This window comes from Nannocystis pusilla (assembly GCF_026626665.1).
Classification (GTDB): Bacteria; Myxococcota_A; Polyangia; order Nannocystales; family Nannocystaceae; genus Nannocystis; species Nannocystis pusilla.
Genome location: NZ_JAPNKE010000002.1, coordinates 10,776,536 through 10,802,600 on the forward strand (window position 1 = coordinate 10,776,536; position 26,065 = coordinate 10,802,600).

The window sequence follows — 26,065 nt, forward strand, 5'->3', positions numbered from 1 at the left end:
CATGGTGACGACCGGGCAGGCGACCATCACGATGAGCGGGCCGTCGATCGTGATCGAGGCGGAAGGGGGGATTGTAATCAAGGGGGCGGTGATTCACTTGAATCCGCCGTGACTCGCCTATTGCTTGATCTGGTCATACTTTTCTGGGCGCTTGAGAGCGATCTCAACGGCCTGTTGAACGACAGAGGCGATACCGTGCTCGTCCGCCTTATACCTTCTGAAAATCTCGATGATTCCACTCGAAATTTGCGGGAGAATGTAAGCTACTCGATCGGAAAAATCGAGGCTCTTATAAGGGATCCAGAGCGAGAATTCGGCGCTTTTATGTCTCTTGAGGATGTTTGGACCTTTGACTGAGAGGGAGTCGAGCTTGCGCGTCGCAGTTATGATGAAAACTATTTTGTAATCCTCCTCTCCGAAGATTTTTGCGAAATGAGGGATGTTTTTGCGTAGCGCGTTTAACTGATCCCGGACGAGTTCCAGAACAGAACCCGAGAGACCAAAGCTGACGCCAGCCTCGGGGGAAATCTGAGTTAGAGCGATGCGCACCGGTCGGTCTTGGTCGTTGTCTTTACCCACATTTGGGGCTGGGTTTTAAGATGGGCTTGAAGCTCCGCTTGTTTCCTTCGGGAACTATTTGGGTCCTATCAAAATAATCCTGGAGTACCTTGGTTTCAAAGTCCTTCGCTACTTTGGTCGTAGGCAGCTTTTCCATAATAACTTTGGCTTCGACGTTCTCAATGCCGTGAATTATCCCAAATTTTCGTACTTGTTGGTGTAGGCGTGTCGGAAGACCGGTGGACTGTGTAATGCGGTTTAAATCCGCTTTTCCATATTTGTGTAATATTCCATTAATTCGGATCTCATATATTCCGAAATTACCGGTGGCGTTGTTTGAATTGAGATGAAGTCCGAGTGGGTCGAGCCATCCGTTCGGATTGTGGACGTAGGCATCGGGCTGGAGGCCCCCGAGAAGGCCGATGGGATCGGGGCTGAGGTAGAGGCTGGTAGCTGGGTCGTAGTAGCGGAAGCGATTGTAATAAAGGCCGGTCTCCGGGTCCTCGTACTGGCCCTGGAAGCGGATCGGGCACTTTGAAGCATCGTCGGTGGCGAGGACGGCGCCCCAGACGGCGTGGTGCGCGCGCCAGACGACCTCGCCGGTCGGGGTGACGAGCTCTTTCGGGGTGCCGAGGTGGTCGGTGACCACGTACGAGAGCTGGCCGTCCTCCAGGCGGGCGAGCGGGACGAAGGTGCCGGGCTCGTGTTGCCAGTGGACGATTCGGACGACCTGCTGGTCGTGCTGCGCGCCGCGAGGCTTGAGGAAGACTTCGCGGAGGAGGACGTCGCCGTCCCACGTGAAGTGCACACTCTCGCGGGTGGCGGGGTTGTACTTGCGGACCCGGCGACCGAGCGGATCGTAGCTGTAGCGCCAGATCTGCCCCTCCGGGGTGCGCACCTCGGCGAGGCGATCGAGGCTGTCCCAGCGGTAAGCCCAGGACTGCGGGCGGAAGCCGTTGCGGCGGACGGTCTTGCGGACCAGGCGGCCGGCCTCGTCGTACGTGTGCTCGGTGTCGCCGACGCGATGCAGGCGGCCGGCCGTATCGTGCAGGTAGGCGAGGTCGCGCTCGCCCTCGGGTGCGACCCGGCGCGCGTGGGCGACCAGGCCGACCGCGTCGTAGCGGAACGACTCGTGGCCGGAGCGCTGCCGCTGGGCGACGAGGATCCGGTCACTGCGATCGTGGCGGTACTCGGTGAGGCCCCAACGAGCGTCCTGGACGGTGTGGAGGTTGCCGGCACCATCGTAAGTATAGCGGCGACGGACCTCGGTGGATCGCTGCTCGGTGAGGGCGCCACGCGCGTCGAAGCTCTGTTCGAGGCGGTAGCCGGAGACGCTGGCCTGGCGGGTCGGGCGGCCCAGGGGGTCGCGTTCGATTTCGAGGCGATCCCGGGCGAGCTCGAGGGCGGTGAGCTGACCCTGCGCGTCGTGCACGTAGCGGGTGGTGTGCGGGACGGCCTGCCAGAGGCCGGGGCGGAGGGTCCGCTGCGTGCAGTTGCCGCCGGCGTCGTAGGCGTAGTCGATGATGTCGCCGTTCTGGGTGCTGCGGACGACGCGGCCGACCGCGTCGTACTCCCAGGTGAGCTTGCTGGCGGGGTTCTCGGCGCGGACCAGGCGGCCGAGGGCGTCGCGCTCGAACACGGTGGACTCGCCGTCGGCGTCGATGCGGATGACCTCGCCGTTGCGGTCGTGGGCGTAGCGCACGACCTGACCGACAGCGTTGACGCGCTCGCTGAGGTTGCCGGCGGCGTCGTGGCTGTAGCGCGTGGCGCTGCCGTGGTAGTCGACCTCGCGCACGACCTGACCGGCGGCGTCGCGCTCGAGGTGGTACTCGCGGCCGTCGGGGCGCGCACGCGGGTGAGGAGGATGTGGTCGGGGTCGTAGTCGAACTGGTAGCGCCGGCCCTCGCCGTCCTCGAGCGAGCGCTGGAGGTCGAAGGCGCCGTACTCGACGCGCTCCGTGTGACCGTTCTCGTCGATGACCTCGGTGAGGTTGTGCTCGCTGTCGTAGACGAAGCGGCGCTGGTGGCCGTCGGCGTGCCGGAGCGCGGCCAGGCGGTCCCGTGGGTCGTAGAAGAGGGTCTCGGCGTGTTCCAGCGGGTCGCGCGCCTGAACGAGGCGGTCGAGCGCGTCGTAGGTGTAACGGTGCGGGTGACCGAGCCAGTCGGTCTCCATCACGAGGCGGCCGTGCTCGTCGTATTCGAGGCGACGCTCGGCGCCGCCGGTGCGAGTGATGCGAGTGAGCTGGCCCCGGGCGTCGTAGCGATAGCGATGGGTGCTGCCGTCCGGGGCGTGGATGGCGACGAGCTCGCCGGTCGGGCTGCGGTCGTACTTCCAGGGCTGCTCGAGCGGGTCGAGCACGCCGATGACCCGCAGGGCGTCGTCGTAGAACAGCTCGGTCGCCCGGCCCTCGCGGTCGGTGCGGCGGATCAGCAGACCGGAGGATGGGTCGCGTCGATACCGCTCGGCGTGGCCCGAAGGATCGGTGTGGGCGACGAGCTGCTCGTAGCGGTCGTACTCGAACACCTCGGCGCGCCCGAGTGGGTCGACGAGCCGGACGAGCTGCTTGCGCTCGTTGAAATGGTAGGACGTGACGTGGCCCTTGCCGTCGCGCAGGTGGGTGACCCGCTGGCCCTCGTCGTACTCGAGGTCGATGCTGTAGAGGCCCTCGGCAGTTCGCGAGCGGACGCAGCGGCCGCGATCGTCGTATTCGTAGGTCGCCCAGGTCTTGCTGGTGTCGGACCAGCGGACCATGCGGCCGGCCTCGTCGTAGCGGTAATACAGGTGGTAGCCGGTGGTGCTGTCGGCTTCGACGAGCACGCCGCGCTCAAGGACGTATCGCACCAGGAGGTCGGGGCCTGCGAGGTCGGTGCGCTCGAAGCTGAGGACGAGGCGCCGCGCGTCGTCGTCGCGGGCGCGGGACAAAGCCACCGCGGGGCCGTCGGAGTGGCGCAGGCCGATCAGCTCGGCGCCGCTGTATACGAGCTCGACGTGGTTGCCGTGGGCGTCGTCGAGACGCGTCAGGCGGCCGTGGTCGCCGGCGACCTCGAAGTGCCGCGTGCGCTCGTCGCGGAGGTCGTGGACGGCGAAACCGCCGGGTTCGCGCGTCAGCGTAAAGTGGGGGAAGCGGCGGTTGAACACCCGGTCGGTGTCGACGGCAATGTCGAAGGGGACGACCTCGCCGCTCACGCAGCGGAACTCGACCCGGTCGCCGCCGAAGCTCAGGCGGAGGTGCTCGTCGAAGCTGCTCATCCAGCCGCGGCCGAGCAGGCCGCTGAACTCTCGCTGACCGTCGTAGACGCGCAGGCACCGGAGCCGCAGCGTGTGGCCGAGCTCGAAGTCGAGGCGAGTCTCGACGACCGCGCCGGTCGAGGTGTCGACGGGGCATCCGCCCTCGCACCTGGGATTCTTCTGGTGGGTGCCGGGGGTGTCGCTGGCCTTGCGCGAGTCGGGCTTGCAATTGTTGCAGGAGCCGCCGAAGACGTTCTTGAGGGCGCCCTTGAGCTTGGACAGGCCGCTGCTGATCGCGTTGCGGGCCTTGCTGATCAGCTGGGGCCCTTCTTGACCCCGGCGAGGATCATGTTCTTGGCGCCGATGAAGGCGTTCTTGATCGCGTTCTTGCCCTTCCCGAGCAGCTCCGGCAGCTTGCGGAGGCCCTGGAACATGCCTTTCGTCGGCGGTATCAGGAATTCGGCGGCGATCAGCAGCCCTCGCTCGAGCAGGCTGAACTCGTTGGCGATCTCGACCATCGCGACGGGAGGACCGCCGATGAGCACCGTCTCCACGCCCTGCTTGAGGGTGGCGCCGCACGCCACCCGGTCGTCGAAGCGCGAGGCCGGCATGCCGTTGATCGTGACGGTCTCGGAGCCCTCGGCGACGAGCGGAGGCGTGCTGTGCTTGACGCAGGCGACGAGGTCGAGGCCCGCGCGCGCGGCAGGCAGACCGCGGATCAGGACGTTCGGAGCGCCGAGCAGGACCGGACCATCCTCGGCCGGCAGCATCCCGTCGATCCAGTTGGTGACGCCCGACGAGCTGGCCGATATACTTGCTGGTCGCCAGGACCGCGCCCACGCCCACGGCGGCGATGGCCACCGCCGCCAAACCACCGGTGCCGACGATGAGGAGGCCCGCCAGCGCGGTGGCGGCGGCATAGACCGCATATGAGACGATGGCCCCGACGACGGCGCCGGCCAGCGCGGCCCAGAAGCTCCGGTGCTTGATCTGATGCGATATGGTGCAGGCAGGTTTGGCCTCGGCCGGCGGGGGCGGGGCTGCCTCCTGGGCGCCGGTGAAGAGGCTGGCGACGATCCCGAACGACTGGCCGACGGCGTAATCCACCGCCAGGCCGGTGACCAGTGTCTTGCCGATACAGCTAATTCCGCTCATGGCCTGATTCTCCGATTAATCGCCTTGCGGCGGGGATAGCTTGTAGCTCTCCAGGACCTTGCGGAACGCGCCGCGCTGCGCGTCGGTGAAGGCGCGGGCGCAGGTGAAGGTGAAGCTGACGAGGATGTCGTCGACGACGCGCATCACGTTGACCTGGTTCATCGCCCCTTCGGGCGATTGCCACGAGTACTCCATCCACACGCACGCCGCGCCGTCGAGGTCGATGGTGGTGCGCTCGTGCTCGCGGAAGCCCATCAGGTTCTCCTCGATGACCCGCCGCTGGGTCGCGACGTGCGCCTCGCGGTCCAGCGAGCGGGGGATCCGCTCGCGGCTGATGACGAGGTTGTAGGCCTCGGCCTCCGAGGCTTTAAAATGTTCATCGACTCGTCGCGCCAGGAGTCGGGGATCGTGAGGGCGCCTTCGTGGAAGCGGTAATTCATGGCTGTCGTGGGGTCCGGAGTCGCGGTGAGTGAGACGGGAAGCTCATGGGAGCACGCGCAGGACACCGCCGCGCGAGGTCCGAGCGCCGCCATGAGGATGCGAAAGTCTTCGCGGTCGATAGGGACGATGCAGCCGTCGCTGCCGTGTCGACCGCGGCCGTGGATGAAGAAGGCGTCGCGATTGAACATGCCGAGGGTCCAATCGGTGGCCATGGGGGTCAGCTGCGCCGAGAGGCCCAGGCGAGGGTGATTATGGGGCGGGAGGATCCGGTACTTGTGGATCGGTATGGGCCCGCCGTGGATGCCATTTGCGTGATCCGTTTTCGGTTGGTCTCCCACACGTTGTTGACCACGGCGTCGTCGACTGCGCCGGGGGTCGTGCTTCCGCCGCGACCTCCAGACAGCGCCGTCATGCGAATGGAGGTTTCGCTGGCGGAGCCGGTGAGGAGTCGAAAGGTGATGAAGTAATAGAGCGATGCTTCGGAGGAACGAGAGTTGCTCATACCATGATCCGGCTGTTGATCCGGGAGTTGAATCATTCGCTCATGGGGATCGATCTCTCGTTGCGAGAGGTACCTGCATGCGCGTCGAGACGCCGGCTGTGTCGCTGCGCGCGAGCCACAGGTCCTTGCCGAGGTAGCGCTGGCCGAGCAGGCCGGGCGGGTAGGCCATGTCTTCGATCTCTAGAACGAGGTCGTAGCGCAGGGGGTCCGGGGCGAAGCTGTCGGTGAGTTCGCGGATCCGGTCATGGCCGAGGTGGTCGGGAGTGAAGATTTGGTAGTGGTCGCCGAGGAGCGGGCCGATGGAGATCTGAGCGGCGCCGGCCGGATAGAAGACCTCGGTGCCGGCGATCGCGGTGTCGCCGAGGCGCGCGGTGGGCTGGCCCAGGCGGGTCCACTGGGCTTGATCGATCGGCATCCAGGTGCCGGTGAAGGCGTCGACGCGGACGCGGGCGCGGCCGAGCTGGTCGGCGAGGACGATCCGCAGGGCCGCTGCGAGCATGGCCGGCGAGCGCACGCCGGAGGCGAGGACGGGGGCGACGCGGAGGGCGAGGGCGGGGGGATCGCGGCGCCCTCGGCGAGATCGTGGCCGAGGAAGGCGAGCAGGCGCCGGGACCAAATGTCACGACCGTCGGCTCGCAGGGTGCGTGCGAGATCGACGGCCCCAGGCCGCGCACGAGGTGCGTGAAGAGGCGATGATGAAAGACATCGAGGAGGCCGCGCACGGCGGCGCCGCGCTCGTCGTCGCGGTCGGCCTCCTCGAGGAGGTAGTGCGGGAGCATGCTGGCCGAGCCGCACAGGCCGAACACCGAGAGGGTGAGGGTGGCGCCGGTGGGCGGCTCGCCGTGCAGCTCGACGGCGTCGATCTCGCGGGCGTCGAAGCCGAGGGCGCTGGTGTGCGCGAACTGGACGCGCTCGTCGTGCTGACGCTCGCCAGGGGCGGGGAACAGCCGCCACAGCCACTCGGCGGCGGCCACGAGCGAGGCGGCCTCGGGGGCGTCGACGAAGCTGGCGCAGCAGATCGCGGTCGCCGGGGCTCGGCGCCTTGCCTTCGGCGGAATCAGAGGAGCGCGAGGCCCAGGCGGGCTCGTCGAAGCGCAGATCATCAGCTCCCCTCAGCAGCTGACTCTCACCGGCCACGTGAACTCCTGGCGCGAGGGGTTGAGGACGACGCGCAGCTCGCTGGCGGCGTTGATCGGGACGAGCGAGCCGAACAGGTCGTCGAGGACATGTCCGAAGAGATAGGCGCGACCGATGCCGGCGAAGTTGCGCTCGTCGAGCTCGACGGTGGTCCGGAGGGCGCGCATCGGGACGCCGCGGATCAGGCGGGTGACGGGCTCGCGGAGGACGGCCTGGACGGCGTCGATCTGGCGGGTGTTGACGGGGCCGCGCTTGGCGTTGCTGGCGGCGTGGAAGTTGTAGAGGCGGAGGAGGCCGCGCAGGGCCTCGGCGTCGACCGGGCCGCGCTGGTTGAGCGAGAGGTGCGAGAGGAGGCGCCACAGCGCCTCGGAGCCGAGAGCCATGCGCACGGGCGGCGAGGGGTCGCTCAGGTTGCTGTAGGACTTGAAGGTGCCGCCGGGGAACTGCTCGGTGATGTCGCCGGCCTGTAGCTCGCCGGCGAGCTCGCGGTTGGAGCAGAGGAGCTCGAGCGAGAGGACCTCGTCCTCGGGCGAGGCGCGCCCGCCGGGGGGACGACGAGGGCCAGGTAGGTGTCGACGTTGCCGTCGCTCGGGGAGGCGACGCGGCGCAGCGCGTAGGTGGGGGCGGCGAGCGGGCCGCCGACGTGGCGGGTGAACGGGGCGAGGGTCCGCCGGCCGCCGTGGACGCGACCGATGCTGGTGACCGCGAGGACGTCGTGGACCTCGACGTGGCGCGGGTCGACGCCGTCGACGCGGACGATCGCCTCGCGCCCCAGCGGGCTGCAGGTGATCGGCTCGCCCGGGGCCTCGAAGAGGTTGATGGCCGGGGTGCAGTGCAGGCGAAAGGTGTCGGGGCCGATCGCGGCGGCCAGCGGCGGGGGGCTGTCGAGCTCGAAGCCGATGGTCAGCGCATGGTCGGTCAGCGCGGCGCGGTGCAGGCCCGTGAGCTCGAAGAAGCAGAACTTCTCGTGCAGCGAGAACAGCTCGAGGACGCTGCGATAGCCCGACGGGGCGGTGTCCGGCCACGGATAGACGGCGCTGGCCGGAGCAGACAACGAGGCGACGGCGTCCGGCGGGAGCGTGACGACAGGGCCGGCCCCCGCCTGCAAGGTGACGCACTCGAGGTGACGAGTGAGCCACAGCAACAGCGTCGCCGGCAGGCCGGGATCGCTGTGGTGAATGTAGAAGCGCAGCGGATGGGGCTCGGCCAAAATGGTGCGACACGGATCGCCGAGCTCGAGCTGGAGGCGCACCCGCGGGCGCTGGCCGGTGGGGTGCTCGAGGACCGCGTCGCGGACCGCGAGCGGCGCCAGGTCGACGTCGAAGCAGGTGCGAAACCGGCAGACCGTGCCCTTGCGCTCGCGGGCGACGAGCGGGCGGCCGCGCGGCACCTGCTGGCGGGTGCGCAAGGCCTTGGTGTTGGGGACGAATTCGACGATGGTCGCCGCGGGCAGGCTGCGCAGGAGTGGGGCAACAGCAGCTCGGCGAGGCCGTGGGCGATCTGGGCGCCGGCCTGATCGATGCGCGCGCGCATGCCGGCGGTGAGGAACGCGACGCCCTCGAGCAGCCGCTCGACGTCGGGATCGTCGCCGTGCTGCAGCAGCCGGGCGGCGTTGTCGGGGTGCCGGCGCGCGAAGGCCTGGGCGGCGTCCTTGAGGAAGGCGAGCTCGTTGGCGTAGTACTCGGCGAGTTCCAACTTCAGCCTCCGGATACGTGGATTCGACCCGAGGCGGTAAGCTCGGTGCGCATGTGCACGGCGCCGCCGGCGTCGTCCAGCTTGGCGGTGATCTCGAGGGCGAGGGTGAGCGGGTCGTCGCTCGCCGCCGGGGTGACCGTGATGGCGCGCAGGCGCGGCTCGTATTGGCTGAGCATGGTGCGAATGGCGTGCACGAGCACCTGCATGCTGGCCGGATAGCCGTGCATGATGTCGGCGAAATCGGTGAGCCCCATGCCCGGGGCGGACAGAGATTCGCCGCGGCGCGTGCCGAGGAGCGCCTGGAGGTGGGCCAGGATGCGTTCCGGCGCGCCGGGCCGCGGCCCGGCCTGGCCGAGACGACCCAGCAGTCCACGAGACGTGTATTCACGCGAAGTCGAGCCGGAGGACATACCGCGAGCTCAACCATTTATGAGCTCACGGCCCGGCCGGTCAACAGAAAAGCTCGAAGAAAAATTTGTAACGCGAACTACAGTCATGACCCGATCCTGACAGTGCGTAATTTCAAATGGCGCGAGCCGATCGTGAGATGCGATGTCGGTGCAATCGCCTTCGGGATTTGCATTGCCAAGAATATAGGCGGACTGCGGCGCGGGCCGAACCCGCATGCCGTCGACCCCTGCGCCGTTTCGTGCGAACATGGAATCGACACGGATGGACGTCCGTCCTTTGAAAGGCGGCGTCCTCCGCACTGTCTCCGGTGCGTAGGGATTTTCCTGCCGCGACCGGGGCGACGCGCCGACCTCGACGGTGGCGGCGATTTTTCGCCTTCGAGATGACCGGCTCGCGCGGTCAGACGCACAACCTGAACAGACCCGGCGCGGCCGAAGAGGACGCCGCGCTTCCCTGGAATCCGACGATGGTCCAAATACACAGCATCACAATCTACCGTGGAATGAGCGGCGAGCCCGAGGCGGGCGCGACGGTCGAGTCCGTCGATTCGCCGCCGGCGCACGAACGGGGCTCCGAGGAGCCTCGGGCCGCGCGCCTGCTCGCTGACGACAATGGGGGTGGACATGACGAGCCATCCCGTCGAGGAGACGCGGGCTCACACGCGTCTCCTCAAATACGGCCTCGAGACCGACGACGCGCGGGCTTACTGGCGCCGGGTCGATCCGAGTCGCCCGCAGGCCGGCGTGCGCGAGGTGATCGACGGTCAATGGTTCAGCGCTCGCTCGATGGCGCGGGTCGACGTGCTGCTGACGAACTTCCGCGGCCGCTTCGACGCCTTCCCGCACGCGCTGCGGGTCCTGCACGCCTGGCACGAGATGGACCCGGACACGCGGCGGCTGATCTGCCACTGGCATCTGCAGCTGAGCGACCCGCTGTACCGCAAGTTCACCGGCCAGGCCCTGGTCGCGCGCCGCAGCAGCGCGCGACCCGAGGCCTCGCTGCCGCTGGCGGTCGCGTGGATCAACGAGCACGGACCTGCTCGTTGGAGCATGTCGACGCGGATCCAGTTCGCCAGCAAGCTGCTCACCGCGGTCTCGTCGGCCGGGCTCGCCGCGACCGACCGCGATCCGCGGCCGCTGGTGTGCCCGCGGGTCGACGAGCACGCCCTGGGCTACATCCTCTATCTCCTCCGCGAGGTCGCCTTTCAGGGCAACCTGCTGGCGAACCCGTACCTGGCGTCGGTCGGGCTCGAGGGCGAGCTGCTGGTCGCGCGGCTGCGGGCGCTGTCGACGGTGACCCTGCGTCGCCAGGGCGAGCTCGTCGAGTTCGGCTGGCGGTATCCCAACCTGCTCGCATGGGCCGGCGCGACCGTCACGATCCCGCCGCCCGCCCAGCTCGGCGCGGCTGGGTGACGCGCCTGGCTGGCGCGTCTGCGGCCGCAGGCGAGTCGATGCGCAGGGCTCGTCGCGGGAGCCGATCCGCAGACGGTCGCCTGGCGGGCAAGATTGGCGACGGCCGCACGCCGCGATCGCTGCGAGCTCGAGGCTCGCGGGGTCGCGGCGGTGCGGCCGGGGTGTCGGCGCGCCTTGCGATCAGTGGCGGCCGCAGGCGAGCGCGCGCAGCTCGTTCATGGTCTTGAGGCGCACGCTGCACGGCAAGGTCTCGACGAACTTGGCGGCCTGCCGCCAGGAGTCGCCGCGCATCTTCCACGAGCGGAGCTCCTCTGCTGGGGTGTACTTGCGGCGCTCGAGGTCGGCGCAGTACTGCTCGGCCGAGCGCTTGGCCATGCGCTTCGCCGGGGTCAGCTTGCTCTTGTCGACGGCCTTGGCGGCCGGGGCGGCGGGCGCCATCTGCAGCGCCGAGCCGGTCCACATGCCGGCGGTGACGACCTGCGCGTCGCGCTTGCTCAGGCCCGCGGCCTGCCAGGCGGCGACGTCCTCGGCGGGCGTGGGGCCGAGCGCGTCATGGCGCTGAATCCATGTCCCGAAGACCAGGCTGGCGATCGCGGCGACGGCGAGGGCGCCGGCGCGGGCGGGACGGATGGCGGTCTCGGAGCCGCGGAGCACCACGACGGAGCCGGCGAGGGCGGTCGCCACCGCCGCGATCGCGGCCACGGCGGTCGAGCCGGACAGGCCCACGAGCAGGCCGAACAGGGTCCCCACGGCGCCGCCGAGCGTCAGGTCGGCGGCGAGGGCGTGACGGGGGGCGAGGTCGGTAGGCGAGGGGAAGGCTTTCATCATCGTGACCCCAGCGTATCACTGTCGCGAGGGCCTGCGACGGGCGAGCCCGCGCGGTGCAGCGATCGGCGGGCGTCGGATATCCTGCGCGGGTGAGCCCACGATCGCCGCTCGTCCTCCTTCTGCTGGTCGCCTGCCCCGGCGATTCGGCGACCTCGGCCACCGACTCCGACGCGGGTGAGAGTTCGACGGCGAGCACGACCACTTCCGGCTCCAGCGGGGAGGGCGCGAGCACGTCGACCACCGATGTGACGACGTCGACAGGGACCGGCGGAGCGCCGACCGAGGCGACCACCGAGGTCACCGGCGGATCGACCACCGAGGACCCGGCGCTGGCGTGCAACGGCCACGTGGCCCTGTGCGCGCGCCGCTACGACGAGGTCGCGTATCCGTGCACGCACAACAGCTACTCGGCGCAGGACGCCGGGTTCACGCAGTTGGTGGCGAATCAGCGGCGCACCGTCGCGGTCCAGCTCGCCGACGGGTGCGCGCGCTGATGCTCGACGTCCGCGTCGAGGACGGCGCGACGGCGCTGTGCCACGGCTCCTGCACGTACGGCGAGACGCCCCATGTCGAGGTGCTCGGCGACATCGCGGCGTTCCTGGCCGACAACCCGCGCGAGGTCGTCACGATCCTCTACGAGGACTCGGCCGAGGTCGACGCGATCGCGGCCGACTACGCGGCGCTGGGGCTCGAGGACAAGGTGTTCGTGTACGCGGGCGGGCCGTTCCCGACGCTCGAGGAGATGATCGCGGCCGACACCCGCCTGGTCGTCACCGCCGAGCAGGGCGGGCCGCCGCCCGCGTGGTACCACCACCTGTGGGACCTGGCGTGGGACACGCCCTACTCGTACATGAGCGCGGAGGAATTCTCGTGCGCGCTGAACCGCGGCGAGGCCGACAACCCGCTGTTCCTCGTCAACCACTGGGTCAACAGCGTGCTCGACCTGCCCAGCGAGATGAACGCGATCGAGGTCAACACCTACGAGGTGCTGCACGCGCGCGTGGTCGAGTGCATGCAGGCGAGCGGCGACTTCCCCAACTTCGTCGCGGTCGATTACTACGAGCGCGGCGACCTGTTCGCGGTGGTCGACGCGATCAACGGGGTGTGACTACGGCGCGCAGCGGCGGTCGCATTGTTTGGACATGTTTGAAAGGACATGTCCTTGAAGACATGGGACAGCGGGCGCCCGCTCGTCTCGGACGCTCGTCCGGTGAGGGGCTGGCCGAGAGGACAGGTCGATCGTCGAGCGCGCCGGCCGCGGGCGAGGCTGCGCGCTCGGACAGATCCGCGGCTCGGGCGATGGGCCTGTCCGTGAGGCCAGATCCGGCTCAGCCGTGGCGGACGGTGACCTGGAGGCTGCCGGCCTTGGGCACGGTGAGCACGCCCTCGGCGAGGATCTTCTGGCCGTCGCGGACCTGGATGTCGTGCTTGCCGGGCAGGAGCGACAGGTTGGCGTCGGGGGCGGTGCCGGCGTAGCGGCCGTTGACGAACACGCTGCCGCGGCCGCCGTCGATCTCGAACGCGACCTTGCAGGCGGGGCCCTTGCGCTTGGCCTTGAGCTGCTTGGTCGACAGCGAGACGTCGGGCTCCCACTTGGCCTTGTCGTCGGACAGGCACACGCCGCTGGCGTCGGAGCAGGCAGCGGCGGCGGCGCGGGCCGGGGCGGCGGCGCCGAGGGCGAGGGCGAGGGCGAGGGCGGTCAGGACGGCGGGTGTGCGGAGGGACATGGCCGAAAGTTCCTGGTCGAAGGGGAATGTCCTGAAGGTCAGAAGCGACCGCCGAGGGAGAGGCCGCCGTAGCCGTAGCCGAGCGCGGGGGCGACGTGGACGCGGGCCGTCTCGCTGGCGCCGTGCTCGGCCCGGTAGGCCTTGCGCTTCTTGACGCCGAGGACGAGCAGGGCGATGCCGGCGGCGAGGCCGACGGCGGCCACGCCGATGCCGGCGTAGGCGACCACGTTGGCGGTCTTGCCCTTCTTGTCGATGTCGGCGAACTGGGCGTCGAAGTCGATCGCCGAGGGGTCGAGGGCGTCGACGTCCTTCTGTGCCTTGTTGCTCAGCGCGAGGCCGGCGCCGATCATCGCCAGGCCGCCGACGCCGACCACCGTGAGCAGCGAGCCGCCGGCGATGAGGCCGCGACCGTCGCGCGGGGTGCCCTTCTCCTGCTTCGGCTCTTCCTTCGGCGGGGGGCTGGGGCGGGCTTGTCGAGGTCGGCGATCGCCTTCTCGCTGTCCTCGACGACCTTCTTGCCGCGGGCCATCTCGCGGTCGTACTCGCCGGCGTCGAGGTGCTGCCAGGCCGGGTCGCAGCGCGGGTCCTGCTGGAAGGCGGCGATGTCCATGCCGATCGAGGCCTGCTCGATGGCCTGCTGGAGCGCGGTCTTGTCGCGCTCGGCGACGCCCTCGGCGAGGAAGGCCTCGCCGGCGTCGATGAAGAGGATCGGGTCGCCGGTCTTCTTGGCCTCGGTGCGGAGCAGCTCGGCGGCGCCGCCGGGGTCGCTGCTCAGCATGGGTTTTGCGCGATCTTGCACGGTCTTGCGCACGCCCGAGGCGCTGGCCGGCGTGACATCCGCGGCGGCCAGCGCCGGCAACGGCAGGGTGGCGATCGGGAGCGTGACGGCGAGCAGGGCCGCCGCGAGCTGCGGGACAGGCCGCCTTGCCGGGGTCGAGTACGCGATCATCCCGGGCACGGTACCAGGGCCGACGGCAGAGGAAAACAGCGCGCCCGGGGCGCGAAACCCCGGTCCCGCGAGGCGTGCGCGGACGGGAGAATCTCTCGGCGGGGTCTGGGTGCCGCAGTGGTTTCGACCTGGCCCGAGGCCCGGCCGCAGGCGGTCCGTGTTCGCGGGCCCCGTCGTCGCCGGTCTTCCCTTGCGCGCGGTTTTTGCGGCTACGGTGACCGGGTGACGACAGGCCGCCACGGAGTTCGCGAGTGGTTGGGCATGGCGCTGCTGGGCGCGCTGCTCGGCGGTGCGTGCTACGAGGGTCCGGGTCCCAGGAGCCGCCGCCAGGCTCGCCCGAGGCTTTTGCGCGCCCGGCGGGCTGTGCAACGAGCCGACCAGCGTGTGCGACCCGGACGGCGATTATTGCTACGACAAGTTCAACGTGTGCCGCGGGATCTTCTGCGGCGAGGCCGGGCAGTGCGTGCCCGTCGACACCAAGCCGACCTGCGTGTGCGATCCCGGCTACACCAACGAGACGTACTCGCTCTACTGCGAGCCGCTCGCCGCGAGGTGAAGGCGCCGCGCTCGCGCCGGCGCGCGCCCGCCAGTCGACCGAGGTCGCCGAGGGAGTAGTTGCGGCGCCGCGGGCCGGCTATGCTCGCCCGGCCCATGCGCTCGTTCGTGCATCGCCTGCTGACCCGTCCGCTGCGTCTGCCGGCCGTCCTCGGACCGAAGCCGCAGCCGGGTGACCCGCAGATCTTCCGCTTCAACAGCGAGCGCGAGCAGATCATCGCCGAGGTGGTGCGGCGCGTCGAGCAGCACTTCGCGGCCGATCCGAAGAAGCTGCTCTACGCGCTCAACGAGGCCGGTCACGCCGAGATCCGCCGGCTCTCGGCGCAGGGCGACGCCGAGGCCGACCAGGCGCTGGGCTCGTGGCGCCGGCTGGTCAAGCGGCTCGGCAAGATGTCGGACGAGGAGCGGACCGAGAGCCTGCGGGCGATCGGCCGCGTCATGGCCGAGGACATCGCCGGCAACTTCGACCCGCGGGTCTACAAGCTGGCGACGCGCCTCATCCCCGGCGTGCTGACGGCGGTGATGAACCCGATGGGCCTGCCGAACCAGCTGCTGGCCGGCGGCTTCAGCCAGCTCGACGCGCTGATCTCCGCCGAGGGCCCGATCGACAAGCTGCGCCGGCTGGCCCAGATCGGCACGCTGGTGCTGGTCCCGACCCACTCGTCGAACCTCGACTCGGTCGCGCTCGGCTACGTGCTGCTGCGCGCCAACCTGCCGCCGGTGGTCTACGGCGCCGGCAAGAACCTCTTCTCAAACCCGCTGATCAGCTTCTTCATGCACAACCTCGGCGCCTACCGCGTCGACCGGCGGGTCTCGGCGCTCCTCTACAAGGAGGCGCTGAAGACCTACTCGTGCTTGATGATCGAGCGCGGGTATCACTCGCTGTTCTTCCCCGGCGGCACGCGCTCGCGCTCGGGGACGATCGAGCGCCGGCTCAAGCTCGGCCTGGCCGGCACCGCGGTCGAGGCGTTCTCGCGCAACCAGACCCACGGCCTCCACCGCCCGGTGTTCTTCGTGCCGGCGACCTTGAACTACGCGCTGGTGCTCGAGGCCGAGACGCTGATCGAGGACCACCTCAAGGGCGCGGGCGCGGCCCGCTACATCATCGACGACGACGAGTTCTCGCGCGTCGACCGGATCTACGCGTTCATGACCAAGCTGGTCACGCTGCGCTCGGCGCTGGTGGTCCGCTTCGGCGACGCGATGGACCCGTTCTGCAACCCCGTCGACGACGAGGGCAGATCGATCTCCCCTCGGGCAAGCCCGTCGACCCCGCCTCCTACGTCAGCCGCCGCGGCGTGCCGAGCGTCGACCCGGCGCGCGACGCCGGCTACACCCGCGAGCTCGGCGACGCGATCGCCCAGGCCTACCAGCGCGAGACGGTGATCATCTGGACGCAGCTGGTCGCGCACGTGCTCTACCGCTACCTCGTGTGGGCGACGCCCGAGCTCGACCTGTTCAGCCGCCAGCGCCGGCGCGGCGAGGTGGCGATGCCGCGCGAGCAGCTGGTGCGCGAGGTCGCCGAGGCGCGCGACCGCCTGCTGCAGGCCGAGGCCGAGGGGCGGGTCCACGTCGGGCCGGTGCTGCGCTCGCAGTCGCCGGAGCGGATCGTGTCCGAGGCGCTGTCGGCGTGGCGCGACTACCACACCAAGGTCGTCGCGCGCGAGGTCGGCGACGACGTGCTCATCGAAGATCCGAACCTGCTGCTGTTCTATCAGAACCGCCTGCTGCCGTGGGCCGAGGAGCTGGCGACCGAGGAGACGCTGGCCGCCGCGCGCAGCATCGTCAACCAGGGAGGCAAGGCATGAGCGCGCCGCCGGTCGGGATCATCGGAGGCGGAAACTTCGGCTGGGGCCTCGCGCACGCGGTCGAGCGGGCCGGGCGTCAGGCGCTGCTGTGGAGCCGTCGGCCGCAGCGCGCCGGCACCGAGCACATCGACCTGGTCTCCGGGCCAGCCGCGCTGGCCGAGGCCGAGCTGATCTTCTTCGCCGTGCCGTCGCCGTACGTCGCCAGCATCGCCCGCGAGCTGGGCGTGTACCTCGACGGCGGGCACTTCCTGGTCCACATCTCGCGCGGCGTGGTCGGCGACGACCTGCACGGCCTGACGCAGGTGCTGCGCAGCGAGACGCCGTGTCGGCGGGTCGGCGCGCTGGCCGGGCCGCTGGTGGCCGACGCGCTGATGACCGGCGCGCCGAGCGGGGGGTGGTCGCCAGCCGCTTCCCCGAGGTGCGGGCGGCGGTGCGCGAGGCGATCGGCGGGCCGGCGGTGCGGCTCTACAGCACCGACGACGTCACCGGGGCCGAGTTCGCGTCGACGGCGGTCGGCCTGTTCGCCACCGCGATCGGCTTCGCCCAGGGCCACGGGCTCGGGCCGGCGGCGCAGGCGATGCTGGCGACGCGGGCGATGGCCGAGGCGGCGCGGATCGGCGTGGCGCTCGGGGGCAAGCACGAGACGTTCATGGGCCTGGCCGGCTTCGGCGATCTGATGGCGGCGGTGGCCGGCGACGATCGGCCCGAGCTGGCGATCGGGCGGGCGATCGCGGAGAACCAGCCGCTCGAGGAGATCGGGTCGATCGGCGGCACTTACTTCGAGGGCCTCGAGAGCGCCGGCCGGATCGCCGCCTACACCCGCCGGGTCAAGCTGTACGCGCCCGTGATGACGCTGTGCGCCGCCGCGTTCTCGCGCGAGATCCCGGCGGGAGAGGCCGTCGCCGCGCTGATGTCGCGCGAGGCCGGTGAGGATGATGTCATGACCTTGTTGCCCTCGTCTCGATTGGTCCCCTGCTCCGCCTGCGGCGAGCTGCTGCGGGCCGGCTCCGGCCGCTGCCCGCACTGCGACGCGAGCCTGTCCGAAGGGACAGGCTCGCTCAACGCCGCCGCGCTGCTGCTCTCCGGCCTGACCTTGAGCGGCTGCCTGGTGAGCCCCCTCTACGGCGGGCCCGCGACCGACTCGGACTCGTTCGAGCCGCCGCTCAGCACCGGCACCGGGACCGAGACCGACACGAGCACGAGCACGAGCACGACCACCGGCGAGACGACCGCGGCGCCGACGACCGGGCCGACGACGACCGGGACGAGCACGACGTCGACCGGGACGACGACCACGGACGAGACGACGGGGACGACCACCGACGAGCCCGAGACCGGCACGTCGAGCACGGGCACCGACACCGGGGCGACGACGGACACCTCCGGCAGGAACTAGGCCGAGCCGGCCGGGCCGCGTCTGGGTCAACCGGGCGCCGGCCGCCCGGGGCCGAGGTCGAGACGCTGTACGGCGTGGTCGACTGGCGCCTGGCCGCCGGAGCATGTCCTGCAGGGCATGCTCTCGGGGACAGGTTTGATAGGGCATGTCCGCGAGGCCATACTCGATCCGTGCCCCGAGCGGGCGCGCGGACCCGGTGCTGGCGAGCGGGCGAGGTGCTCGATCCGTGCCCTGAGCGGGCGCTGGCGAGGTGCTCGATCTGTGCCCTGAGCGGGCGCACAGGCGAGGCGCTGCAGGCTCGAGGGCGTGGCCTCATGCGGTGGCCTCGCGGCGGAGGTCGCGGGCGCGGCGGCCGGCGTCGGCGACGATGAGGCCCTCGACCTCGCGGACGACGTGGGCCAGCAGGGGGCCGAGGGCGCGCTGGCGGCGGCGGACCAGCGACCCAGCAGGGCCGTGAGCGCGGGGACGTCGACGTCGTCGTCGCCGGAGACGCGGGCCAGCAGGTCGCGCAGGGGCTGGCCGCCAAGCTCGGCGAGCCACGGCGCGAGCCGATCGTCGAGGGTCGCGGTGACCTCCCGCCACAACTGCTCGTCGCCGGCGACGGCGTCGCCCAGCGCCGCGACGACGGCCGAGGGCCACAGCCGCTCGACCTCGCCGGCGCGCGCGAGCAGGCCGGCCGCCTCGCGGGGCGTCAGCGCCAGCGCCAGCACCAGCCGCAGCGCGCCGGCCTCGGGCGGCTCGCTGGCGGGAAGCCGGCGGTCACCCCTCGCCCCCGCCGGGCAAGACCTCGAGGACAGGTCGTTGGGGACAGGTCCGCGCGAGCTGCACCATCGCCCGCGCGAGGGTGGTGGTCAGCGCCTCGCAGGCGTCGCGCGCGAGGCGGAAGCTGAGCGGGCCGGCGTGGACGTGGACGACGCCGTCGTGGGCGAGCTCGACGCGGTAGCCCGGCGCGCTGGCGAGCAGCTGCGGGTCCGGCCGCCCGCTCACGCCTCACCTCGCACGCGCCGCCCCAGGTGCAGCGGGAGACCGCCGTCGTGGTCGCTCGGCGGACGGGCGGCCAGCTCGGCGACAGCCTCGAGGATCAACGCCGACAGGCCCTCGAACGCCTCGGGGTGAAGCGCAAGGTGGTGGCGCCGACGTTGAGGTGGATCATCGCGCAGCTGCACGAGTCGATCGTGACCATGGCGCTGGTGGCGAGGCGTGTCCGCTGACAGGGGCGTGTGGGGTGCATGGGTGCTCTCGGTGTTAATTGATATGGGTTTTGAATATCATGTTCAAGATGCGCCGGGGATGGAATAATTTGCGCGTAGAACGATGTTCAAGCGGATGCTCGGATCGAGCGTGTCCCGAAGTCAGTCCGGGCCGGCGAACTTCTGTACTTGGGAACCTGCTTTTCAGGGCGGCCGAGCTCGCGGCGAGCCGGCGAGCCTGGGAGCGTGGCGGGGCCGGATCTGGAAATGTCTTTCGAGGCATGTCCCTGAAGACATGTCTCGACCCGGCTCGCGGCCCTCAGCTAACGCCGACCTCGAACGTCGCCGGGTCGAACGGCGGGAGCTCGGCGAGGCGAGGCTCGCGGCGGACGAGTTCGTCCGCGGTGAGCGAGCCGGCGAGGCGCTGGCCCAGGTGGAGGTAGAGGCGCCGCGAGTCCGGGTCGAGGCGGCTCGTGAGGTCGAAGATGAGGCCGAACGGGAGGCCGACGATGGGCGAGAGGCCGTGGGTGTGGACCTGGAACGGGGCGAGCGCGTGGCTGTCGTCGCGGCCCTGCAGGCGCAGGAGCAGGCCGGCGAGGAACGCGAGGCCGGCGATCTCCGAGGCGCTGGCCTCGGTGCCGAAGACGAGGTCGCGCAGGCGCTGGAGGGCGTCGCCGGCCGCCGAGAACTCGTCCGTCCAGGCGAGCAGCAGGACATGGTGCGCCAGGGTGAGCTTGTCGCGCGGGTCCGCCGCGAGCAGGGCGTCGATCGTGGCGAGGGCCGAGCGGACCGATTGCTTCGTGGGCGGTTCGGTGAGGCGCTCGACGAGGTCGAGCGACAGGGTGCGATCGCCGGGGAACTGCTCGAGCCCCGCGCGTAGCAGGGCGATGGCGCGTTCGCTGTCGGGCTCGGCGCGGGCCTGCAGGGAGATCGTCCACGGATCGGCGGCGGCGGACTCGTCGGCGACCTGCTGCATGGCGCGCTGCAGCGAGCTCGCAGCCGCCGGCAGGCGCTGCAGCGGCCCGGCGGTCCAAGAGCTCGGCGCGGCGGGCTCGTCGGCCGGGAGCCGCAGCTCCGACGCCTCTTCGGCGGCAACCTTGGCGAACTCGTCCGCGAGGCCGAGGCGCGGCGCCGGTTCGCGTCGATTCGCGCCCACGCTCGCGCCGGGGGGCGAAGTGTCCGAAGGGACATGTTCCGCTTCGGGCTCGCTCGGGGCGGGCAGGGTCAGGACGTCGGTGGTGAGGTGGGCGTCCTGCGTGGACGAGACAGGCGGGGCGGCGGGAGGCGACCCCGGTGGGCTGCCCGAAAGGACAGGCTGGGGCTCGGCGGACCGGCGGGCGGGGCCAGGCTGGGCGGACCGATGGTGAGAGCTGCTCGAAAGGACAGGCTGGGGCTCGGCGGACCGGCGGGCGGGGCCAGGCTGGGCGGACCGATGGTGAGAGCTGCTCGAAAGGACAGGCTCGATGTGCGCGCGGGAGGGGCTCTTTTCGCTCGAAAAGTCAGGGTGGGCGTCCGCGCGGGTGGGAGGTACAGGCCGGACCTCCTCGCGGGGGGCGCTCGAGTCGTCGAAAAATCAGGCCCGGCGCCCGCGCGAGAGCTGCTCGAAGGGACAGGTCGGTCGGACGCGCGGGAGCTGCTCGCGGGGAGGGAGCGAGCATCCTCGTCGGAGGCGGAGCGGCTCGAAAGGGCAGGTCCGGCCTCCTCGGAGGTTAGCTGCGCCAGGGGGCGGACTGGGCGTTTTCGCGAAGCTGCTCGAGCGCTCCGGCCGGGCGTCCGCGCGAGCCGTGATGGCGCTGGTCGAACAGACCGGCGAGGGCTGGCCGTCGCGCCGGGGCGCGGCCGCGTCGATCAAAGGGACAGGCGATGACTGCTCGCCCGGGGGCGGCGGCGGTGAGCTGGCCGAAGGGACAGGTGAAGGGCAGGCGGGGGCGGATTCGAGGCCGCGGCGCGGGGGGCGGAGGCTGGGCGGCAGGACCTGGCAGCGGCGCGGGCGCGTGGCTCTCCGGCTCCGAAGGAGCGAGCAGCGGCGAGGTCGAGGGCCTGTCCGAAGAGACGGTCTCCTCCGCGCGGCCCTGCTCGGCCGGCATCGCCTCCGCCTCGGCTGCGGCGAGCGCCGGCGGGAACAGGCGCGCTTGCAGCTCCTCGACGCGGCGGCGGTAGTTGTCGACGCGGGCGCGGGCCTTGGTCTCGATCACCTGGTCGAGCAGCGGGATCCGCAGGCGCGCGCTCAGCCGCAGCATGAGCTCGTCGAAGCCCTCGATCGGGACCAGGACCCCGCGATGGCGGGCCACGAGGCGGCGGATCTCGGGGCCGGGCGGGCCTGCGGGGCCGTAGTAGCACCAGAAGAGCCCGCCGGGGATCGCGTCCTCCGGTAGGCCATTCAAGAAGCCCATGAGGCTGCCGTCGTTGCCGCCATAGCCGATCACGATCGGCGTGTACGCGCGGAACACCCGGGTGAGCGGCTCGATCCACGCCGTCTGCAGCGCGGCGATCTCGGCGGCCTGGTTCATCGGCGCCATCAGCAGGTCGCGGTGGATCTTGACGACCACCGGCCGGCGCGGCTCGACGTGGACGAAGTTGGCCAGCGACTCGTGGCCGCACACCAGCGGCGCGGTGCCGGTGAAGATCGACAGCGCCTCGCCGACGAGGTTGTCGAAGTTGGTGGTGATCACCAGCTTGTGGCGCGTCTCGGCGAGGATGTGGGCCAGCACCGAGTAGCCGAAGCTCGGGTCCTTGCCCTGCATGATGTCCTCGAGGTCGGCGTAGCCCTCGTCGGGGTGCTGGCGGAAGCGGCGGGCGAACACCTGGCTGTAGAACGCCGCCGCGTCGGCCGGCGAGAAGCCGCGGATCTCGAGCGCCTCGGCGGTGGCCCAGCGCTCGAGCGACAGGCCGCTGCGAGCGAGGCGCCGGTGCAGCTCGCCGAGCCAGCGCCACACCAGCGTGCCGGCCGTGGGGATCCCCGACTGCACCGACGCGCCGGCCCCGAGGATGAAGGCGAACCGGCGGTTGTGCATCTTGCGGTCGATGGCCCAGAACTGCTCGCACAGCCCCTCGGGGCTCCACTCCTCGGGCTCGACCACGCTCATGCGGGTCCAGGATGACCCCCGCGGGCGGGCCCCGCAAGGGCCGCGAGCGGCGAGCCGGACCCGTCGGGGCGGCATCGGCCAGGTCGGCGGGGCGGCTCTCGTGCGGCGACGACGGCGTGGAGTCACTGCCTTTCGCGGCGGGGTGGGCCGCCGCCGCATGAAAATATGGCCTTTGGGACAGCTCGAAATCAGGCCAGGCGGACTCCGTCGAGGGGGTGGAGCGCCTTCGGCGTCGGGGGGACGAGCGGCCTCGACGAGCGCCGTGCTCGCCCGGCCTCGCGGCGAGGGCTCCGGCGCGGCTATTCCTGGCTTTGGGGACAGCTCGGCCGCCGGGTCCGGTGGACCGCGGGCGCGCCGCCGCCGCGGCCTTGTGCCGGGGGGCGGGCGGTGCTCGAGGGTCGCATGCGCAGGGTCGCACGCGTCGCAGCGCTCGTGGTCGCCGGGTTCGCCTCTCTGGCGGTGGGTTCGGGGTCGGTGCGCGCGGCGGAGGGGCTCGTGCTCGACAAGATCGTCGCCGTGGTCGGCGACGAGATCATCCTCCTGAGCCAGCTCGACACGCTGGTCGCCAGCTCGCCGCTGCTGCAGGAGGCGCTGCAGAAGTACGGCCGCAGCCCGACCCAGCAGCAGGTCGAGATGGCGACCCGCGAGGCGCGGACGCAGGCGCTCGACGAGCTGATCGACCAGCAGCTGATCAAGGAGGCGGCGCGCTTCCAGATCAGCATCACCGACGCCGACGTCGACCGCTACCTGCAGCAGATCGCGCAGGAGAACGGGTTCTCGAACACCAAGCAACTGCGCGAGGCGGTCGAGCAGAGCGGCCAGTACGGCAACTGGGCCGACTACCTGCAGGACACCAAGGACCAGCTGCTCGTGTACCAGACCACCCGCGCGCTGGCGAACACGTCGGTGACGGACGCGCAGATCCGCGAGCAGTACCGCAAGATGGTCCGCGGCGTCGACATCAAGGCCGACCTGCTACGCTTCGTGTTCACGCCCGACGAGCAGACCGCGAAGTCCCGCGACGCCGCCTACGCCAAGGCCCAGGCGGTCGCCCGCCGCATGCGCTCGGGCGAGGACCCGATGGCGCTGGCGCAGGAGTTCCAGATCCAGGAGCCGAAGGCGACGCTGTCGCGCGGCGAGGTCGCGCCGGCCATCGAGGACGCCATCTTCGCCGCTCGCGTCGGCGAGACCGTGGGCCCGCTCGAGACCGGCCAGGGCTACCTGGTCGTCAAGGTGGTCCGCCACGACACCGGCAACGTGCTGCCGTTCGACCAGGCCAAGGAGCGCATCCGCATGCAGCTCGAGCAGGAGTCGTTCGCCCGCGCGGTCAAGGACCTGCGCTCGAGCCTGCGGGCCAAGACGCACATCGACCAGCGGCTGTAGCGCTTCGGGACATGTCTAAAGGACATGCCCGAGGGGGCATGTTTTCAAGGACATGCCTCCGGGGACAGGCTCAGCCGCACAGGATGTCGGCCGGGCAGAACAGCGAGTCGAAGGCGCCGCTGAGCTGGGTGTTGTCGGGCAGCGTGACCTCGTAGGTGCCGCGCACGCCGTCGGCGGTGAGCTCGGTGATCTCGATCTTGCCCTGGTCGGTGCTCTCGGGCGTGCCGTCGCCGTCGTCGAACCAGGCGAAGCCGAAGCCGCCGAACAGCGGGTGCTCGCCGAGCTGCAGTGGCCCGCGTCCTTGAAAAGGGTGATGCGGAGCTGCGGGGCGTCCTCGGGCCAGTCGGCGTCGCAGGCGCGCTCGGCCAGGGCGATCTCGAACTCGACCGCGGGGCCGTCGTCGGGCGCGCAGGCCTGGGTGTGGTTGCCCGGCTCGCCGAGGAGCGGGCCGTCGGTGGTCTCCGAAGTGGTGACGTCGGTGGTCTCCGCGGTGGTCGCGTCGGTGGTCTCCGCGGTGGTGACGTCGGTCGTCGCGGTCTCGGTCGCGGTCGAAGTCTCGCTCGCGGTCGTGTCGGTCTCGCTCGCGGTCGAGGTCGGCTCGCTGGCCGTGCCGGTGGTGGTCCCGGTGGGCGCGTCGGTCGTCGACGCGGTGATGTCGCTGGTGGTGCCCGTACCGGGGCCGGCGCAGTCGGCACTGTCGCCGCACAGCGGGGTGGTACAGGCGGGCGCGAGGAGGAAGAGAGTGAAGGGGAGCGCGTAAGCGTAAGTTCGCATGGTGCGGAGTATAGGAGACACAGGCCGGCTGTCGAGCGGCGCGATCCCGCCGCGTGTCTCGGCGTCGGTAGACTCGGCGGCCTCGCGGCTCGCGGGGCTCGCTGCGACGAGGGGCGCGAAACGGATGAGGATCGATCGGTGCTCGCGTGAAAAATGAGCCGCGAGCGGGGACGCAGGCGAGGCGGTGCGCGAAGGCTCGAGCGGCGTGTTCGCGTGGACGAGCCGCGAGCAGGCGCGAAGGGCCCGGAGTCGATCGACCTGTTCGCGCGAGAGCGCTGCGAGCGGGGACGCAGAGGAAGAGGTGCGCGTCGAGGCCGGCGTCGCCTCAGGGCTTCGCGGCGCGGCGGGTGCGGGCGAGGTAGACCGCGGCGGAGGCGGCGAAGCCGGAGAACCATGCCCCGAGGACAGGAACTCGAGGCCAGGTACGAGCTTGCCGAGCAGGACCACCGCGACGCCGACGGCCATCGCCAGCATCGCGTCGGGGTTGAAGCCGCGGCGGTAGGTGTAGGGGCCGTGCGAGCGGTAGAGGCCGGCGAGGTCGAGCTCGGTGCGGCGGATCAGCCAGTAGTCGGTGAGGAGGACCCCGCTGACGGCGCCGAGCAGGCCGGAGTAGCTGACCAGCCAGGCCTGGTAGACGTCGAGCAGCAGCCACGGACACACGAGGACGCCCACGGCCGCGGCGACCAGGCCGCCGCGGCGGAAGTCGAGCGCGCGCGGGAAGGCGCTGGCCAGCGAGTTGGCGGGGCCGACCACGTTGGCGGCGATGTTGGTCGACAGGGTGGCGACCGCGAGGGTGAGCATGGCGAGGACGGCGAGCAGGGTCGAGCCTGTCTCTCGGGACATGCGGACGACCAGCTCGACGGGGTCCCAGATCGCCTCGCCGTAGAGGATCAAGGTCGCCGAGGTGACGGCCACGCCGATGAACGAGAACAACAGCATGGTGGTGGGCAGGCCGTAGAGCTGGCCCAGCAGCTGCTCGCGCTGGCTGCGGCAGTAGCGGGTGAAGTCGGGGATGTTGAGCGAGAGGGTGGCCCAGAAGCCGACCATGGCGGTGAGGCCGGGCAAGAACACCTGCACGAACCATGTCCATGAGGACATGTCCTTTGGGCCCTGTACCAGCGCCTGCGAGCGCGAGAGGATGACGCCGAGGCCGCCGGCGCGGCTCTGGGCCCACCACAGCAGGGCGAAGCCGACGACGATGAGGAACGGCGCGGCCAGGTTCTCGAGCCACTTGATCGACTCGGTGCCCTTGTAGACGAACACGACGTTGAGCAGCCAGAAGCCGAGGAAGGCCAGCCACATCGGCAACGACAGGCCGATGAAGGTGCCGCCGCCGCCGAGGTCGTGCCACGCGGGCCACAGCAGGCCGATGAGCTGCGACATGGCCTGGCCGCCGATGAAGGTCTGGATGCCGAACCACCCGCAGGCGATGAGGGCGCGCGCCAGGCTGGGGATGTGCGCGCCCTGGGTGCCGAAGGCGGCGCGCGCGAACACGGGGAAGGGGATGCCGTAGCGAGTGCCGGCGTGGCCGCACAGGATCATCGGCACCAGCACGATCAGGTTGCCGAGCAGGATGGTGAGCATCGCCTGCCACCAGTTCATGCCGCTCTTGATCAGCGAGGCCGCGAGCACGTAGGTCGGGACGCACACGCTCATGCCGACCCACAGCGCGGCGAGGCTCCAGCGGTTCCACGTCCGCGCGCTGCGAGGCGTGGGGTCGAGGTCGGCGTTGCGGAGGGCGTCGTCGTCGGGCGGGCTCGTGAGCTCGACGAGGCCGTCCTGCTCCTGCGTGGACATGAAAGCGATGCTACCAGGCCCGCGCAGGGCCAA

At 70.5% G+C, this 26,065-nt stretch carries 24 protein-coding genes and 5 pseudogenes; 10 read left to right on the forward strand and 19 right to left on the reverse strand.

All coding sequences use genetic code 11. The features are described from left to right. Positions 1-117: 117 nt before the first annotated feature. The 10 genes and pseudogenes from OV079_RS47605 to tssE form a co-directional block, all read right to left on the reverse strand. On the reverse strand, positions 118-549 hold the full coding sequence (locus OV079_RS47605; RefSeq protein ID WP_267776755.1) for a hypothetical protein: 432 nt from the start codon (positions 547-549) through the stop codon (positions 118-120). A 22-nt stretch (positions 550-571) separates the two neighbouring features. Beyond that, positions 572-2,353: an RHS repeat domain-containing protein gene (locus OV079_RS47610; RefSeq protein WP_420829460.1), complete on the reverse strand. Its 1,782-nt coding sequence runs from the start codon at positions 2,351-2,353 to the stop codon at positions 572-574. Between the two features lie 227 nt (positions 2,354-2,580). Further along, positions 2,581-4,104, reverse strand: a pseudogene (locus OV079_RS60700) (DUF6531 domain-containing protein); the annotation flags it as partial. Beyond that, positions 4,101-4,715, reverse strand: a complete 615-nt coding sequence (locus tag OV079_RS59810) for a PAAR domain-containing protein (protein WP_420829461.1) — start codon at positions 4,713-4,715, stop codon at positions 4,101-4,103. The pseudogene OV079_RS60700 and the gene OV079_RS59810, both read right to left, overlap by 4 nt. A 241-nt stretch (positions 4,716-4,956) precedes the next feature. Then, on the reverse strand, positions 4,957-5,337 hold the full coding sequence (locus tag OV079_RS47625) for a DcrB-related protein (protein ID WP_267778812.1): 381 nt from the start codon (positions 5,335-5,337) through the stop codon (positions 4,957-4,959). A gap of 587 nt (positions 5,338-5,924) precedes the next feature. Beyond that, complete coding sequence (locus OV079_RS47630; protein WP_267776758.1) at positions 5,925-6,500, reverse strand: type VI secretion system baseplate subunit TssG; 576 nt, start codon at positions 6,498-6,500, stop codon at positions 5,925-5,927. Positions 6,501-6,564: 64 nt separating this feature from the next. Further along, positions 6,565-6,987 (reverse strand): annotated as a pseudogene (locus tag OV079_RS59815) (type VI secretion system baseplate subunit TssG); the annotation flags it as partial. 9 nt (positions 6,988-6,996) lie between these two features. Then, a pseudogene (locus tag OV079_RS47635) lies at positions 6,997-7,497 on the reverse strand (type VI secretion system baseplate subunit TssF); the annotation flags it as partial. After that, a pseudogene (tssF, locus tag OV079_RS47640) lies at positions 7,428-8,716 on the reverse strand (type VI secretion system baseplate subunit TssF). The pseudogenes tssF and OV079_RS47635, both read right to left, overlap by 70 nt. Positions 8,717-8,718: 2 nt before the next feature. Continuing rightward, positions 8,719-9,126 (reverse strand): type VI secretion system baseplate subunit TssE, encoded by a 408-nt coding sequence (gene tssE, locus OV079_RS47645; protein WP_267776760.1) that lies wholly within the window; start codon positions 9,124-9,126, stop codon positions 8,719-8,721. A gap of 624 nt (positions 9,127-9,750) precedes the next feature. Here tssE and OV079_RS47650 point away from each other — a divergent pair. Beyond that, entirely contained in the window at positions 9,751-10,539 is a 789-nt protein-coding gene (locus OV079_RS47650; protein WP_267776761.1) for a DUF1819 domain-containing protein, read from the forward strand. Positions 10,540-10,719: 180 nt separating this feature from the next. Here the strand turns inward: OV079_RS47650 and OV079_RS47655 are convergent, their stop codons facing one another. Continuing rightward, the gene (locus OV079_RS47655) at positions 10,720-11,367 is read right to left on the reverse strand and encodes a hypothetical protein (RefSeq protein WP_267776763.1); all 648 of its coding nucleotides are present in this window, start codon (positions 11,365-11,367) and stop codon (positions 10,720-10,722) included. Between the two features lie 89 nt (positions 11,368-11,456). Here OV079_RS47655 and OV079_RS47660 point away from each other — a divergent pair, with 89 nt between their 5' ends. Together OV079_RS47660 and OV079_RS47665 are read left to right on the forward strand one after the other, a co-directional pair. Continuing rightward, a complete protein-coding gene (locus OV079_RS47660; RefSeq protein ID WP_267776764.1) occupies positions 11,457-11,861 on the forward strand; it encodes a hypothetical protein in 405 nt (134 codons plus the stop codon). Next, positions 11,861-12,475 carry a phosphoinositide-specific phospholipase C-related protein gene (locus OV079_RS47665; RefSeq protein WP_267776765.1) on the forward strand — a complete coding sequence of 205 codons (615 nt, stop codon included), beginning with the start codon at positions 11,861-11,863 and terminating at the stop codon, positions 12,473-12,475. Before OV079_RS47660 ends, OV079_RS47665 begins: the two co-directional genes overlap by 1 nt. Before the next feature lie 220 nt (positions 12,476-12,695). Here the strand turns inward: OV079_RS47665 and OV079_RS47670 are convergent, their stop codons facing one another. Genes OV079_RS47670 through OV079_RS47680 form a run of 3 tightly spaced genes read right to left on the reverse strand, consistent with a single transcriptional unit; the run spans position 12,696 to position 14,043 of the window. Continuing rightward, positions 12,696-13,094, reverse strand: a complete 399-nt coding sequence (locus tag OV079_RS47670) for a hypothetical protein (protein WP_267776767.1) — start codon at positions 13,092-13,094, stop codon at positions 12,696-12,698. 38 nt (positions 13,095-13,132) lie between these two features. Then, positions 13,133-13,468, reverse strand: a complete 336-nt coding sequence (locus OV079_RS47675) for a hypothetical protein (RefSeq protein WP_267776768.1) — start codon at positions 13,466-13,468, stop codon at positions 13,133-13,135. Then, complete coding sequence (locus tag OV079_RS47680) at positions 13,441-14,043, reverse strand: hypothetical protein (RefSeq protein WP_267776770.1); 603 nt, start codon at positions 14,041-14,043, stop codon at positions 13,441-13,443. Before OV079_RS47680 ends, OV079_RS47675 begins: the two co-directional genes overlap by 28 nt. Before the next feature lie 382 nt (positions 14,044-14,425). On the opposite strand from OV079_RS47680, the gene OV079_RS47685 reads away from it, so the two are divergent. The 5 genes and pseudogenes from OV079_RS47685 (at position 14,426) to OV079_RS47705 (ending at position 17,802) form a co-directional block, all read left to right on the forward strand. Further along, entirely contained in the window at positions 14,426-14,599 is a 174-nt protein-coding gene (locus OV079_RS47685) for a hypothetical protein (RefSeq protein ID WP_267776771.1), read from the forward strand. 95 nt (positions 14,600-14,694) lie between these two features. After that, complete coding sequence (locus OV079_RS47690; RefSeq protein WP_267776774.1) at positions 14,695-15,984, forward strand: 1-acyl-sn-glycerol-3-phosphate acyltransferase; 1,290 nt, start codon at positions 14,695-14,697, stop codon at positions 15,982-15,984. Continuing rightward, complete coding sequence (locus OV079_RS47695) at positions 15,897-16,406, forward strand: hypothetical protein (RefSeq protein ID WP_267776775.1); 510 nt, start codon at positions 15,897-15,899, stop codon at positions 16,404-16,406. Before OV079_RS47690 ends, OV079_RS47695 begins: the two co-directional genes overlap by 88 nt. Next, a pseudogene (locus OV079_RS59820) lies at positions 16,403-16,732 on the forward strand (NAD(P)-binding domain-containing protein); the annotation flags it as partial. The gene OV079_RS47695 and the pseudogene OV079_RS59820, both read left to right, overlap by 4 nt. Positions 16,733-16,800: 68 nt before the next feature. Further along, the gene (locus OV079_RS47705) at positions 16,801-17,802 is read left to right on the forward strand and encodes a hypothetical protein (protein ID WP_267776780.1); all 1,002 of its coding nucleotides are present in this window, start codon (positions 16,801-16,803) and stop codon (positions 17,800-17,802) included. Positions 17,803-17,828: 26 nt separating this feature from the next. On the opposite strand, the gene OV079_RS47710 is transcribed toward OV079_RS47705, so the two are convergent. Then, the gene (locus tag OV079_RS47710) at positions 17,829-18,512 is read right to left on the reverse strand and encodes a hypothetical protein (protein ID WP_267776783.1); all 684 of its coding nucleotides are present in this window, start codon (positions 18,510-18,512) and stop codon (positions 17,829-17,831) included. 49 nt (positions 18,513-18,561) lie between these two features. Beyond that, the gene (locus OV079_RS47715) at positions 18,562-18,789 is read right to left on the reverse strand and encodes a hypothetical protein (RefSeq protein WP_267776785.1); all 228 of its coding nucleotides are present in this window, start codon (positions 18,787-18,789) and stop codon (positions 18,562-18,564) included. A 26-nt stretch (positions 18,790-18,815) separates the two neighbouring features. On the opposite strand from OV079_RS47715, the gene OV079_RS47720 reads away from it, so the two are divergent. After that, entirely contained in the window at positions 18,816-19,013 is a 198-nt protein-coding gene (locus OV079_RS47720) for a hypothetical protein (RefSeq protein WP_267776787.1), read from the forward strand. 298 nt (positions 19,014-19,311) lie between these two features. Here the strand turns inward: OV079_RS47720 and OV079_RS47725 are convergent, their stop codons facing one another. After that, positions 19,312-20,148 (reverse strand): hypothetical protein, encoded by an 837-nt coding sequence (locus OV079_RS47725; RefSeq protein WP_267776789.1) that lies wholly within the window; start codon positions 20,146-20,148, stop codon positions 19,312-19,314. A gap of 553 nt (positions 20,149-20,701) precedes the next feature. Beyond that, the gene (locus tag OV079_RS47730) at positions 20,702-22,078 is read right to left on the reverse strand and encodes an SIR2 family protein (RefSeq protein ID WP_267776790.1); all 1,377 of its coding nucleotides are present in this window, start codon (positions 22,076-22,078) and stop codon (positions 20,702-20,704) included. Positions 22,079-22,480: 402 nt separating this feature from the next. Between OV079_RS47730 and OV079_RS47735 the strand changes: the two genes are divergently transcribed. Beyond that, entirely contained in the window at positions 22,481-23,461 is a 981-nt protein-coding gene (locus OV079_RS47735; protein ID WP_267776791.1) for a peptidyl-prolyl cis-trans isomerase, read from the forward strand. Between the two features lie 15 nt (positions 23,462-23,476). Here the strand turns inward: OV079_RS47735 and OV079_RS47740 are convergent, their stop codons facing one another. Further along, positions 23,477-26,032 (reverse strand): NCS1 family nucleobase:cation symporter, encoded by a 2,556-nt coding sequence (locus OV079_RS47740; protein WP_267776792.1) that lies wholly within the window; start codon positions 26,030-26,032, stop codon positions 23,477-23,479. Positions 26,033-26,065: the final 33 nt, after the last annotated feature.

Coding starts and splice junctions, on each gene's coding strand:
- OV079_RS47655 (WP_267776763.1), bottom strand. CDS start 11,367: ATGATGAAAGCCTTCCCCTCGCCTACCGACCTCGCCCCCCGTCACGCC.
- OV079_RS47680 (WP_267776770.1), bottom strand. CDS start 14,043: ATGATCGCGTACTCGACCCCGGCAAGGCGGCCTGTCCCGCAGCTCGCG.
- OV079_RS47650 (WP_267776761.1), top strand. CDS start 9,751: ATGACGAGCCATCCCGTCGAGGAGACGCGGGCTCACACGCGTCTCCTC.
- OV079_RS47740 (WP_267776792.1), bottom strand. CDS start 26,032: ATGTCCACGCAGGAGCAGGACGGCCTCGTCGAGCTCACGAGCCCGCCC.
- OV079_RS47730 (WP_267776790.1), bottom strand. CDS start 22,078: ATGAGCGTGGTCGAGCCCGAGGAGTGGAGCCCCGAGGGGCTGTGCGAG.
- tssE (WP_267776760.1), bottom strand. CDS start 9,126: ATGTCCTCCGGCTCGACTTCGCGTGAATACACGTCTCGTGGACTGCTG.
- OV079_RS59810 (WP_420829461.1), bottom strand. CDS start 4,715: ATGCGGTCTATGCCGCCGCCACCGCGCTGGCGGGCCTCCTCATCGTCG.
- OV079_RS47670 (WP_267776767.1), bottom strand. CDS start 13,094: ATGTCCCTCCGCACACCCGCCGTCCTGACCGCCCTCGCCCTCGCCCTC.
- OV079_RS47690 (WP_267776774.1), top strand. CDS start 14,695: ATGCGCTCGTTCGTGCATCGCCTGCTGACCCGTCCGCTGCGTCTGCCG.
- OV079_RS47665 (WP_267776765.1), top strand. CDS start 11,861: ATGCTCGACGTCCGCGTCGAGGACGGCGCGACGGCGCTGTGCCACGGC.
- OV079_RS47735 (WP_267776791.1), top strand. CDS start 22,481: ATGCGCAGGGTCGCACGCGTCGCAGCGCTCGTGGTCGCCGGGTTCGCC.